The organism is Pseudomonas sp. MF6776 (assembly GCF_016613125.1).
Taxonomy (GTDB): domain Bacteria; phylum Pseudomonadota; class Gammaproteobacteria; order Pseudomonadales; family Pseudomonadaceae; genus Aquipseudomonas; species Aquipseudomonas iridis.
In genome coordinates this window covers 25,394-38,267 of sequence record NZ_JAENSQ010000007.1, presented here as the reverse complement: position 1 = coordinate 38,267, position 12,874 = coordinate 25,394, and the positions used below count along the sequence as shown (strand labels likewise).

11 protein-coding genes are annotated in these 12,874 nt (G+C 60.4%); 9 read left to right on the top strand and 2 right to left on the bottom strand.

Annotation, left to right across the window (positions count from 1 at the left end; translation table 11 throughout):
• Window positions 1-388: 388 nt before the first annotated feature.
• The gene (locus tag JJD74_RS10245) at window positions 389-1,864 is read right to left on the bottom strand and encodes an inorganic phosphate transporter (protein WP_047300029.1); all 1,476 of its coding nucleotides are present in this window, start codon (window positions 1,862-1,864) and stop codon (window positions 389-391) included.
• 371 nt (window positions 1,865-2,235) lie between these two features.
• Complete coding sequence (locus JJD74_RS10240) at window positions 2,236-2,436, bottom strand: hypothetical protein (protein ID WP_008080067.1); 201 nt, start codon at window positions 2,434-2,436, stop codon at window positions 2,236-2,238.
• Window positions 2,437-3,083: 647 nt separating this feature from the next.
• Here JJD74_RS10240 and pcaR point away from each other — a divergent pair.
• From pcaR to JJD74_RS10195, 9 genes are all read left to right on the top strand, one after another.
• A complete protein-coding gene (gene pcaR, locus JJD74_RS10235; RefSeq protein WP_042558002.1) occupies window positions 3,084-3,926 on the top strand; it encodes a pca regulon transcriptional regulator PcaR in 843 nt (280 codons plus the stop codon).
• A gap of 294 nt (window positions 3,927-4,220) precedes the next feature.
• Complete coding sequence (locus JJD74_RS10230; protein WP_200613433.1) at window positions 4,221-5,567, top strand: MFS transporter; 1,347 nt, start codon at window positions 4,221-4,223, stop codon at window positions 5,565-5,567.
• Between the two features lie 286 nt (window positions 5,568-5,853).
• Complete coding sequence (locus JJD74_RS10225; protein ID WP_200613429.1) at window positions 5,854-6,711, top strand: CoA transferase subunit A; 858 nt, start codon at window positions 5,854-5,856, stop codon at window positions 6,709-6,711.
• Complete coding sequence (locus JJD74_RS10220) at window positions 6,711-7,490, top strand: CoA-transferase subunit beta (protein WP_047300032.1); 780 nt, start codon at window positions 6,711-6,713, stop codon at window positions 7,488-7,490. The genes JJD74_RS10225 and JJD74_RS10220 overlap by 1 nt, the downstream gene beginning before the upstream one ends.
• Window positions 7,487-8,692, top strand: a complete 1,206-nt coding sequence (gene pcaF / locus JJD74_RS10215) for a 3-oxoadipyl-CoA thiolase (protein WP_200613427.1) — start codon at window positions 7,487-7,489, stop codon at window positions 8,690-8,692. Before JJD74_RS10220 ends, pcaF begins: the two co-directional genes overlap by 4 nt.
• 35 nt (window positions 8,693-8,727) lie before the next feature.
• On the top strand, window positions 8,728-9,432 hold the full coding sequence (pcaH, locus tag JJD74_RS10210) for a protocatechuate 3,4-dioxygenase subunit beta (protein WP_042558007.1): 705 nt from the start codon (window positions 8,728-8,730) through the stop codon (window positions 9,430-9,432).
• 1 nt (window position 9,433) lies between these two features.
• Entirely contained in the window at window positions 9,434-10,000 is a 567-nt protein-coding gene (gene pcaG / locus JJD74_RS10205) for a protocatechuate 3,4-dioxygenase subunit alpha (RefSeq protein WP_200613424.1), read from the top strand.
• A gap of 160 nt (window positions 10,001-10,160) precedes the next feature.
• Complete coding sequence (locus JJD74_RS10200) at window positions 10,161-11,456, top strand: MFS family transporter (RefSeq protein ID WP_042558009.1); 1,296 nt, start codon at window positions 10,161-10,163, stop codon at window positions 11,454-11,456.
• Window positions 11,457-11,502: 46 nt separating this feature from the next.
• A complete protein-coding gene (locus JJD74_RS10195; RefSeq protein ID WP_200613422.1) occupies window positions 11,503-12,867 on the top strand; it encodes a 3-carboxy-cis,cis-muconate cycloisomerase in 1,365 nt (454 codons plus the stop codon).
• Window positions 12,868-12,874: the final 7 nt, after the last annotated feature.

Genomic DNA, 12,874 nt, shown 5'->3' with positions numbered 1-12,874 from the left:
TCATTGTGTTGAGTGGTGGGAGAGCATGCGGTCGGCTTTGGTTTTGAGGTGAATTTGCCCCTCATCGGAACGCCGCCCGCCCAGCCCTCTCCCGAGGGAGAGGGGGTCGATTTCTGTTGGTTAGAAAACTTATATTCGACTCGGAATCCCAGTCCGGCATCCTTCTACCAAACAACTCGTTCAGTCCCCTCTCCCTCCGGGAGAGGGCTAGGGTGAGGGGCTCTTGATTTGCTGCCCCTTCGGCAGGCCGTACGCCGGGGCAAAGCCTTTTAGGTTAAGGGCGAAACCCTAAGCAGCCCTCGCCGCAGCCAAGGATATGGCCCCAAATCCCAAACCAAAAAAAGGCGCGATCCTTTCGAATCGCGCCTTTTTCATTTCCAGCTATCTATCAGCTACCCAATGCCTTGGACGCCAGCCAGAACAACCCGGCGGACAGTGCCACGGTCGCTGGCAGGGTCAGTACCCAGGCCAGCAGGATGGTGCGAACCGTCCCGCCTTGCAGGCCGCTCTTGTTGGCGACCATGGTACCGGCCACGCCCGAGGAGAGGACGTGGGTGGTGGACACCGGCAGGCTGAAGATGTTGGCCATACCGATCAGGGTCGCGGTAGTGATCTGCGCCGACATGCCTTGCGAGTAGGTCATGCCTTGCTTGCCGATCTTCTCGCCGATGGTCAGTACTACGCGTTTCCAGCCGACCATGGTGCCCAGGCCGAGGGCCAGAGCGACCGCCAGAATCACCCAGAACGGGGCGTATTCGGTGGTGGTGGTCAGGTCTTTGCGCAGTTTGTCGAGGTCAGCCTTTTCGCGTGGTTCCAGACCAGGCAACTTGCCGACTTTCTTCGCAGTGTCGTCCAGGCACAGCAGGTAGCGACGGACTTCAATACGGCTTTCGGAAGACAGCGAGCGATAGTCCGCAACACCTTTGAGGGTGTGCAACAGGGCGGTGATGGTCGGTTCGGTCTGCTGCGGGTTGCAGCGGAATTTCTCCGGCAGGTCGCCTTCCACGCTCTTGCCCAAGGCCAGGAATTCACCCAGCGAATCGCTGTTGCGCTGGTAGAACTGGCTCAGGTGCAGCGTCGCGTCGCGGGTGCGTTCGATCTGGTAGGTGGTGCTGTTCAGGTCGAGGACGAACTGCGCAGGTACGATACCGATCAGCACCAGCATGATCAGGCCGATGCCTTTCTGACCATCGTTGGAGCCGTGCACGAAGCTTACAGCCATGGCCGAGATCACCAGAACCAGACGGTTCCAGAACGGTGGGTGCTTCTTGTCATCGAGCTTGCGGCGTTGTTCCGGCGTCTTGTGCATCTTCGACAGCGGGCGCCACCATTTCAGACCGATCAGCACCAGCGCCGCGATCAGGAAGCCGGCCATTGGCGAGAACACCAGCGAGGCGCCGATGTCGATCGCCTTCTGCCAGTTCACACCATCGGCCAACGGAATGTCGTTGATCAGGGCGTTGGCCAGGCCGACACCGAGGATCGAACCGATCAGGGTGTGCGAGCTGGAGGCCGGGATACCGAAGTACCAGGTGCCAAGGTTCCAGGCGATTGCCGCGGCGAGCAACGAGAACACCATCGCCAGCCCGTGGCCGGTGTTCACATTGATCAGCAGCTCAACCGGCAGCAAATGGACAATGGCATACGCCACGCCAACGCCACCCAGCAGAACGCCGAGGAAGTTGAACACGCCGGAAAAGAACACCGCCAGGTGAGGCGGCATGGCTTTGGTGTAGATAACAGTGGCTACCGCGTTAGCGGTGTCATGAAATCCATTGATGAACTCGAAGGCGAGGACGAATGTCAGGGCGAGCAGGAGGCTCACAAGCACCCAAGCATCCAGTCCGCTGAATAAATCGATCATGAAGGTTTTCTGACCCGGTCGTAAGGGGGCGCGATTATGCCAGAAAAGTCTCGAAATCGATGCCCTACCTGCTAATCAGTAACACTCTTATTCGAATTAATTTGTTGCAGCGCATTAAAACCAAGCGGCGCACAGGGTCTTTCAAGTTGCTGATTTTATTGAGAAAGACCAATGATGGCGGGGCTTTTGACCCATAAAACACGGGCTCATACGCTTGTCTGAAATATAAATGAAACCTGTAAGAAGCTTCCTATCACCCTGTAGGACGGGGCAATGGCTGCTGCCCGCGGATAGCGGGCGCACAGGGCATCGTCATCACACCGCGCTTGTATACGGTGCGCACTGACCCTCGAATATCAAAACCGGTTGGCTCATGGCTCTTCGGCTTTGAGTTCCTTTTCGATCTTTTCGATTTCCTGCTTGAAGACCTGATCCTGAACGGTAGGGCGCTTGCGCCACGCCTTGCGTTCTGGTTCTGGCTGAGCGGCGTAGGTGGTGACTTCCCCGCCGTAAACTTCCTTGTAACGTTGTTCCTGGCGCTCAAGTTCCGCGCGCAGTTCGTCTTTCGTCACAGTGCTACCTGTATGAGTTGAGTTAAATGTCTGGTGAAACGCACTGCAACGAATCGATTGAGCAATCTACCGAAGACCAACACCTGAACAGGCGTTGCTGGGATCGGCAAGACGATCAAGACTTGCGTCTAGCAGGCGGCTACGGCACCAGATTAAAACTGACGCAGCATCAGTTTCCAGTTTCAGCGAGCGTTGGCATTACATTGACAATAAGTGCCAGGCGCTGGCCGGGGCCGACAGCGATGGACATCGCGTCAGCGGGTGGCGACCCCGGTATTTGAGAACGGGGTCCCACTGAGGTGCATTATAGCGGTCGATTCGGGAATGACTATCTTTGCCAAGTTAAAAACGGTTCCGGATGTGTGATCGTTTTGTTACTCGCAACTTTTATCGCTAGTTGAACTGCGCACAGACCGTTATTTGCGAAGTGATCTGTTTTTGACGTCATTTAGTCGAGCAACTCAGACGAAAATTCAAAGTGCCGACGAAGTCAGCAAACGTCACATGAGGTCAGGCAAACGCTACCTGATCAATTGCGATAATCGGTCGGCGGTTCGATAATCGCCCAATCTTCGCGTCGCAACCCTTGTGCATCCCGCCGCGAGCCGCTTGTATAGCCATCGATCCGTGCCGGATAAGGACCTGAAATGAACGATCAAATGCGCAACTCCTTCACTTCCGTGGCGCCGCCGATCGTCGCCTCGCCGGCCAAGCGCATTCAGGCGCTGACGGGGGATCCGGATTTCATGACCTCGCTGGCCCGTGGCCTGGCAGTGGTTCAGGCGTTTCAGGAGCGCAAACGGCACCTGACCATCGCCCAGATCAGTCATCGCACGGAAATCCCCCGCGCTGCCGTGCGCCGTTGCCTGCACACCTTGATCAAACTCGGCTACGCCACCACGGACGGTCGCACCTACTCGTTGCTGCCCAAAGTGCTGACCCTCGGCCACGCTTATCTGTCGTCGACGCCGCTGGCCGTGTCCGCCCAGCCCTACCTCGACCGCATGAGCGAGCAACTGCACGAAGCCTGCAACATGGCCACGCTGGAGGGCGATGACATTCTGTACATCGCCCGTTCGGCGACCACCCAGCGTTTGATCTCGGTGGATCTGTCGGTGGGCGGGCGCCTGCCGGCATATTGCACATCGATGGGGCGGATTTTGCTGGCGGCGCTGGACGACACGTCGTTAGGTGAATACCTCGACCACGCCGAACTCGTTGCCAAGACCAGCCGCACGATCCACACCCCGGACGCCTTGCTCGAATGCTTGCAGCAAGTGCGGCAGCAGGGTTGGTGCATTGTCGATCAGGAGCTGGAACAAGGCCTGCGCTCGATTGCCGTACCGGTTTACGACGCCTCCGGCCAAGTGGTGGCGGCGCTCAACGTCAGCACCCACGCTGGTCGTGTCAGCCGCACCGAGCTGGAACAGCGCTTTCTGCCGGGCCTGCTCAGCGCCAGTCGCGACCTCAGTGCGCAACTGTTTGCCTGATGAAGCTGTTCGATAAACGCACAGTGTTGCGTTTATCGAATTGACGCTAAAACCCCTGGATCATTAATGTCGCGGCAGCGTCATCCGGCGCTGATGTGAATGAGCTCGCCGGACTGCCGACTCCCATAATAATGACAAGAGGCAACTCACCATGCGCATGCTCCCCGACTGTCTCCGCACTGATCGCTGTTGCCGGATTCAACGCAACGCCTGATCCCGACCTTCTATTCTTGTGCCTGTGCCGCTCTCTGGCCGGCCGCCGTTCGACTGCGTTTTTTGCGTGGAATAAAAATAATGAACCAGCCTCAGTCCGCTGTGGGTAACTGCCTCGACGTGCAGACCTTCATCAATGCTCAACCGATCTCTCGCTATCAGTGGCGGGTGGTGATCCTGTGTTTCCTGATTGTGTTTCTCGATGGCCTCGACACCGCAGCGATGGGCTTTATTGCCCCGGCGTTGTCGCAGGATTGGGGCATTGATCGCGCCAGCCTCGGCCCCGTGATGAGCGCCGCGTTGATCGGCATGGTTTTCGGCGCACTCGGTTCCGGGCCTCTGGCAGACCGCTTCGGGCGCAAAGTCGTGCTGGTCGGCGCGGTATTTCTGTTCGGCGCGTTTAGCCTGGCGTCGGCCTACGCCACCAACATCGAAGAGCTTTTGGTCCTGCGTTTCCTCACCGGGTTGGGCTTGGGCGCTGGTATGCCCAACGCCACTACGCTGCTCTCGGAATACACCCCGGAGCGCAAGAAGTCGCTGTTGGTGACCAGCATGTTCTGCGGCTTCAACCTCGGCATGGCCGGTGGCGGGTTCATCTCGGCGAAGCTGATCCCGGCTTTCGGCTGGCACAGCCTGTTGCTGATCGGCGGGATTCTGCCGCTGATTCTCACCGTGGTGCTAATGTTCTGGCTGCCGGAATCGGCGCGCTATCTGGTGGTGCGCAACCGTGGCACTGACAAAGTGCGCAAGACGCTGGCGCCTATCGATCCGGTTACCGTCGCCCAAGCCTCAAGCTTCAGCGTGCCGGAACAGAAAACCGTCAAGGCACGCAACGTGTTCGCGGTGATCTTCTCCGGCACCTACAGCACCGGCACCTTATTGTTGTGGCTGACCTATTTCATGGGCCTGGTGATCGTCTATCTGCTGACCAGTTGGCTGCCGACGCTGATGCGTGACAGCGGCGCGAGCATGGAGCAGGCAGCGTTCATCGGTGCGTTGTTCCAGTTCGGCGGGGTGTTGAGCGCGGTCGGCGTAGGCTGGGCGATGGACCGGTTCAATCCGCACAAGGTCATCGGCACTTTTTACCTGTTGGCCGGGGTGTTTGCCTACGCGGTGGGGCAGAGCCTGGGCAACATCACGCTGCTGGCGACGCTGGTGCTGGTGGCGGGGATGTGCGTCAACGGCGCGCAATCGGCAATGCCGTCACTGGCGGCGCGGTTCTATCCAACCCAGGGCCGGGCGACCGGTGTGTCGTGGATGCTCGGGATCGGCCGCTTTGGCGCGATTCTCGGGGCGTGGATGGGCGCGACGTTGCTCGGATTGGGCTGGAATTTTGAGCAGGTGTTGACGGCATTGGTGATTCCGGCGGCGTTGGCGACTGCTGCTGTCGTGATCAAGGGCATGGTCAGTCATGCGGATGCCACTTGAGTTTCAGCGTAGGAATATTCGTTGAAGGTTCCGCCCCCTTCGCGAGCAGGCTCGCTCCCACAATGGAATGCATTTCAAATTGTCGGAGCGAGCCTGCTCCGGGCGGCGTTCCGACAAAGCTTTTGATCTGATTGATAGGCTGACAACAATCTGTTCGATAAACGAACACTCAGTCGATTATCGGATTGTTTGGTGATTTTCACAGGCTTAATCTTCAGTGACTCCGGCGCTGAACCTCGCGCCTTTTTATCACTGGCGATCCACTACAAAAACGGGAGCCCGCTCCATGGCTGAGATCCTTTCGCTGCACGACGCGGTGAAGCAATTCGTCAACGACGGCGACACCGTTGCGCTCGAAGGCTTCACTCACCTGATCCCTACGGCGGCGGGTCATGAAATCATTCGTCAGGGCAAGAAAGATCTGACGCTGGTGCGGATGACGCCTGACCTGATCTACGACCAACTGATCGGTGCCGGCTGTGCGCGCAAACTGATTTTCTCCTGGGGTGGAAATCCGGGTGTGGGTTCGCTGCACCGTCTGCGCGATGCGGTCGAGAAGCAATGGCCGCAGCCGCTGGAAATCGAAGAACACAGCCACGCCGACCTGGCCAATGCCTACGTGGCTGGCGCTTCCGGCCTACCGTTCGCGGTGCTGCGCGCCTACGCCGGTTCCGATTTGCCCAAGGTCAATCCGCTGATCAAGTCCGTCACTTGCCCGTTCACCGGTGAAGTATTGGCGGCGGTGCCATCGGTGCGCCCGGACGTCACGGTGATCCACGCGCAGAAAGCCGACCGCAAAGGCAACGTGCTGCTGTGGGGCATTCTTGGTGTGCAGAAGGAAGCAGCACTGGCCGCCAAGCGCTGCATTGTCACCGTCGAAGAACTTGTCGATGACCTCAATGCCCCGATGAATTCCTGTGTTCTGCCGACCTGGGCCCTGAGTGCGGTGTGCCATGTGCCCGGTGGCGCGCATCCGTCCTACGCCCACGGTTACAACGAGCGCGATAACCGTTTCTATCAGGCGTGGGACCCGATCGCCCGCGACCGTGAGACGTTTACTGCGTGGATCAACGAATACATCCATGGCAGCGCTGATTTCAGCGAATTCCAGGCCAAGTTGGCCGCTGCTTCGGAGGCCAAGTAATGACTTACACCACCAATGAAATGATGACCGTCGCCGCGGCGCGTCGCCTGAAGAACGGCTCGGTGTGTTTCGTCGGCATCGGCCTGCCCTCCAAGGCTGCCAACCTCGCACGCCTGACCTCGTCGCCAGACGTGGTGCTGATCTACGAATCGGGCCCGATTGGTGCCAAGCCAAGCGTGTTGCCGCTGTCCATCGGTGACGGCGAACTGGCGGAAACCGCTGACACCGTGGTGCCGACCGGTGAGATTTTTCGCTATTGGTTGCAGGGCGGACGCATCGACGTCGGTTTTCTCGGCGCGGCGCAGGTCGACCGCTTCGGCAATATCAACACCACCGTGGTGGGCGACTACCACGCGCCGAAAGTGCGTCTGCCGGGTGCCGGTGGCGCGCCGGAGATTGCCGGTTCGGCGAAAAGCGTGCTGATCATCCTTAAACAGTCGGCGCGCTCGTTTGTCGACAAACTCGATTTCATCACCTCGGTCGGGCATGGCGAGGGCGGTGATTCGCGCAAACGCCTGGGCCTGCCGGGCGCTGGCCCGGTCGGCATCATCACCGACCTGTGCACCATGGAGCCGGAAGAGGGCACCCATGAGTTCGTGGTCACCGCGCTGCATCCGGGCGTGACCCGCGAGCAAGTGATCGCCGCCACCGGTTGGGCCATCCGTTTTGCCGACAATGTCGCCACCACTGCCGAACCGAGCGAAGTCGAACTGACCGCGCTGCGCGATCTCGAAGCGCGCACCGCGGCGGCCCACGGTCAGGCACCGGGAGAAGCATGATGCGTGACGTTTATATCTGCGACGCGATTCGCACCCCCATTGGCCGCTTCGGCGGTGGTCTGGCCGCCGTGCGCGCCGACGATCTGGCTGCCGTGCCGATCAAGGCGCTGATGGAGCGCAATCCATCGGTGGACTGGAACGCAATCGACGAGGTGTTCCTCGGTTGCGCCAACCAGGCCGGCGAAGACAACCGCAACGTCGCGCGCATGGCGTTGCTGCTGGCGGGCCTGCCGGAAATCGTGCCGGGCGTGACCCTCAATCGCCTCTGCGCTTCGGGCATGGATGCGATTGGTACCGCGTTCCGTGCTATCGCCAGCGGCGAAATGGAGCTGGCGATTGCCGGCGGCGTAGAGTCGATGTCCCGCGCGCCGTTTGTGATGGGCAAGGCTGACGCGGCGTTTTCGCGCAACATGAAACTGGAAGACACCACCATCGGTTGGCGTTTTATCAACCCGTTGATGAAGGCGCAGTACGGCGTCGATGCGATGCCGCAGACTGCCGACAACGTCGCCGATGACTATGAGATTTCCCGCGAGGATCAGGACGCTTTCGCCCTGCGCAGTCAGCAACGTACTGCGGCCGCGCAGGCAGCCGGCTACTTCGCCGAAGAAATCGTCGAGGTGCGGATCGCGCACAAGAAGGGCGAAACCGTGGTCAGCCAGGATGAGCATCCGCGTGCCGACACCACGATTGAAGCGCTGAGCAAACTGAAACCGGTCAACGGCTCGGACAAAACCGTCACCGCCGGCAATGCCTCCGGGGTCAACGACGGCGCCGCCGCGCTGATTCTGGCCTCGGCTGACGCGGTGAAAAAACACGGCCTGACCGCCCGCGCCAGAGTGCTGGGCATGGCCAGTGCCGGCGTAGCGCCACGGGTTATGGGCATCGGCCCGGTGCCGGCGGTGCGCAAACTCATCGAGCGCCTTGGTCTGGCGGTCGGTGATTTTGATGTGATTGAACTCAACGAAGCCTTTGCCAGCCAAGGCCTGGCAGTGCTGCGTGAATTAGGGCTGGCGGACGATGCCGCGCAGGTCAACCCGAACGGCGGCGCGATTGCCTTGGGGCACCCGTTGGGCATGAGCGGTGCACGGCTGGTGCTGACCGCCCTGCATCAGTTGGAAAAAACCGGTGGCAAGAAAGGTCTGGCGACCATGTGCGTCGGAGTCGGCCAAGGTCTGGCCCTGGCCATCGAACGCGTCTGACGCAGCCGTGACGAAGAAGAACAGAGGAAAGCGAAATGTCTGACAAGCCTGGTTACCGTCGCCCGCAGGAAGGCACCCAGCCTGAGTACCTGCACCCGACGTATCAATCCACCAATCTGCGCTCGCCGTCCAAGCCGTTGGTGTTTCTGCCGCATTCGCTGTCGGAAATCACCGGTCCGACCATCGGCGCCGAGCGTGTTGCCGAGAAGGACAACGACCTGACCGCCCAACACGACGGCGAGCCGCAGGGCGAGCGCATCATCATCCATGGCCGTGTGCTCGACGAAAACGGCTTGCCGGTGCCGGGGATTCTGGTGGAGATCTGGCAGGCCAACGCCGCCGGCCGTTACAACCACAAGCGCGATCTGCACGACGCGCCGCTGGACCCGAACTTCACCGGCACCGGCCGCACCGTGACCGATGCCGACGGCTGGTATCAGTTCCAGACCATCAAGCCTGGTGCCTATCCGTGGGGCAACCATCACAATGCCTGGCGCCCCGCGCACATCCACTTTTCGCTGTTCGGGCCGAGCATTCTCACCCGACTCGTCACGCAGATGTATTTCCCCGGCGATCCTCTGCTGGCCTACGACCCGATCTACAACTGCGTGCCAGATACGTCGGCCAAGGAACGTCTGATCGCCAGTTTCGATCTGGAGAAAACCATTCCGTCCTACGCCCTCGGTTATCGCTGGGACATCGTGCTGCGCGGGCGTGAAGCCACGCCGATGGAGAAATAAGATGACGCTGACTGCGACCACGTCCCACACCGTCGGGCCGTATTACCACATCGGCCTGACCTGGCTGAACCGCGAAAACCTCGCCAATGAACAAACCCTCGGCGAGCGCGTGGCGATCACCGGTCAAGTGGTGGACGGCAACGGCGATGTCGTCAACGACGCCATGCTTGAAGTGTGGCAGGCGAATGCCGCTGGCAAGTACAACCACCCGGAAGACGAGCAGGCCAAACCCCTCGATCCGCATTTTGAAGGTTTTGGCCGAGTGCCGGTGGACGCCGAAGGGCGCTTTCGTTTCACCACGATCAAACCGGGTACGGTTGAGGGGCTGAAGGGCTCGACCCAGGCGCCGCATCTGGTGGTGCTGGTGTTTGCACGCGGGTTGGTGAAGCACTTGCTGACGCGGATCTACTTTGAGGGTGAGCCGGCCAATGTTGCTGATCCGCTGCTCGAATGCGTGCCGGCCGAACGTCGTGCGACGTTGCTGGCCAAACCGGATGCGTCGGGGGTTTATCAGTGGAATGTGATTTTGCAGGGCACTGATGCCGAGACGGTGTTCTTCGATTATTGAGATCAAGAGCAAAAGATCGCAGCCTTAGGCAGCTCCTGCATTTGGAATGTGCTTTCTGTAGGAACTGCCGAAGCCTGCGATCTTTTGATGTTCCAGCTTGTGGAACGGGACTGTTGCAAAGTGTGTCTAGACTCTGACTGTCCCTATTGAGTGAAAAATAATGACAACCCAGACCGCCCATTACACCGGCGAAGAGCGCAGCAAGCGCATCTTCGCGATTGTCGGCGCTTCGTCCGGCAACCTCGTCGAATGGTTCGACTTCTACGTCTACGCCTTCTGCGCGATCTATTTCGCCCCGGCGTTTTTCCCCTCCGACAATCCCACCGTACAACTGGTCAACACCGCTGGCGTGTTCGCCGCAGGCTTCCTGATGCGGCCGATTGGCGGCTGGATTTTTGGCCGGGTGGCGGACAAGCACGGCCGCAAGAACTCGATGCTGATCTCGATTCTGATGATGTGCTTCGGTTCGTTGCTCATCGCCTGCCTGCCGACTTACAAGGACATCGGCGTCTGGGCGCCGGTGCTGTTGCTGTTCGCACGTCTGCTGCAAGGCCTGTCGGTCGGCGGCGAGTACGGCACCACCGCGACCTACATGAGCGAAGTTGCGCTCAAGGGCCAGCGCGGTTTTTTTGCCTCGTTCCAGTACGTGACGCTGATCGGCGGGCAATTGCTGGCGGTGTCGCTGGTGGTGGTGCTGCAACAGTTCCTCACTGAAGACGACCTGCGTGCCTACGGCTGGCGGATTCCGTTTGTGGTCGGTGCGGTGGCGGCGCTGATTTCGCTGTTCCTGCGCCGTTCGCTGAAAGAAACCACCAGCAAGGAAATGCGCGAAAACAAGGACGCCGGCAGCATCCGCGCATTGTTCCGCGATCACAAAGCCGCGTTCATCACCGTGCTTGGCTACACCGCTGGTGGTTCGCTGATTTTCTACACGTTCACCACGTACATGCAGAAATACCTGGTGAACACCGCCGGCATGCACGCCAAGACCGCGAGCTACATCATGACCGGCGCGCTGTTCCTTTATATGTGCATGCAGCCGCTGTTCGGCATGCTCGCCGACAAGATCGGCCGACGCAGTTCGATGCTCTGGTTCGGCGCCCTCGGTACGTTGTTCACGGTGCCGATCTTGCTCAGTCTGAAGGTTGTCAGCAGTCCGTTCCTGGCGTTCGTGCTGATCACCGTGGCGCTGGCCATCGTCAGTTTCTACACCTCGATCAGTGGCTTGGTGAAAGCCGAAATGTTCCCGCCGGAAGTCCGCGCCCTCGGCGTCGGCCTGGCGTATGCGGTGGCGAACGCGATCTTCGGTGGTTCGGCCGAATTCGTTGCGCTGAGCCTCAAGGCTGGCGGCATGGAAAACGTCTTCTATTGGTACGTCACGGCGATGATGGCGGTGGCCTTCCTGTTCAGCCTGCGGTTGCCGAAGCAGGCGAAATATTTGCACCACGATCTGTAACCCCATGTGCGCGGGCCGCGATGGCCCGCGCCGGCAAGGACTGTTTATGACTCAGCGACCGGGCGATCAATTGTTCGATGCCTACTTCACCGCCCGCGATATGCGCGAGGTGTTCTGCGATCAGGGCCGCGTGCAGGCGATGCTCGACGTCGAAGCGGCGCTGGCTCGGGCCGAGGCGCGGGTGGGTTTGATTCCGGCGAGCGCTGTTGCGCCCATCGAGAATGCCTGTCGCGCCGACCTCTATGACTTCGCAGTGCTGGGCGAGGCGATTGCCACGGCGGGCAATTCGGCGATTCCACTGGTCAAGGCGTTGGGCAAGCAGATTGCCGCAACCGACGCCGAGGCCGAGCGGTATGTGCATCTGGGCGCGACCAGTCAGGACGTGATGGATACCGGGTTGGTCCTGCAATTGCGTCAGGCGCTGGATCTGATCGAAAGCGATCTGGCGCAACTGGCCGATTCTCTTGCTGCGCAGGCTCAGCGCCACGCGGCAACGCCAATGGCCGGGCGCACGTGGTTGCAACACGCGACACCGGTGACTCTGGGCATGAAAATCGCCGGATGGCTCGGCGCCGTGACCCGCAGCCGCCAGCGTTTGCGCGAGCTGAAACCCCGTTTGCTGGTGCTGCAATTCGGCGGAGCGTCGGGCACCCTCGCGGCATTGGGCGAACAGGCACTGCCGATTGCCCAGGCCTTGGCCGAAGAACTGCAACTGACCTTGCCGGAACAGCCGTGGCACACCCAGCGTGATCGCGTGGTGGAGTTTGGCGCGGTACTGGGTTTGATCGCCGGCAGCCTCGGCAAACTTGGCCGCGACATCAGTCTGTTGATGCAGACCGAAGCAGCGGAGGTTTTCGAGCCTTCGGCACCGGGCAAGGGCGGTTCGTCAACCATGCCGCACAAGCGCAATCCGGTGGGTGCCGCCGTGTTGATCGGCGCAGCCACGCGAGTGCCGGGGCTGGTGTCGACGCTGTTCAGTGCGATGCCGCAGGAGCACGAGCGCAGCCTCGGTCTGTGGCATGCCGAATGGGAAACCTTGCCGCAGATTTGCTGCCTTGTCTCGGGCTCACTGCAACAGGCGCGCCTGTTGGCTGATGGCCTGGAGGTAGACGCCGCACGCATGGCGCGCAACCTCGACCTGACCCAAGGGCTGGTGCTGGCCGAAGCGGTGAGCATCGTGCTCGCACAGCGGGTCGGCCGCGACACCGCGCATCACTTGCTCGAACAATGCTGCAAACGTGCCGTGGCCGAACAGCGCCACTTGCGTGCCGTGCTCGGTGACGAACCGCAGGTCACTGCGCAATTGAGCAGCGCTGAACTGGATAATCTTTTGAACCCCGCCCATTACCTCGGTCAGGCGCAGGTCTGGGTCGAGCGAGCGGTGGCCGAACACAACGCTTTGACTGTCTGAAGGAGAG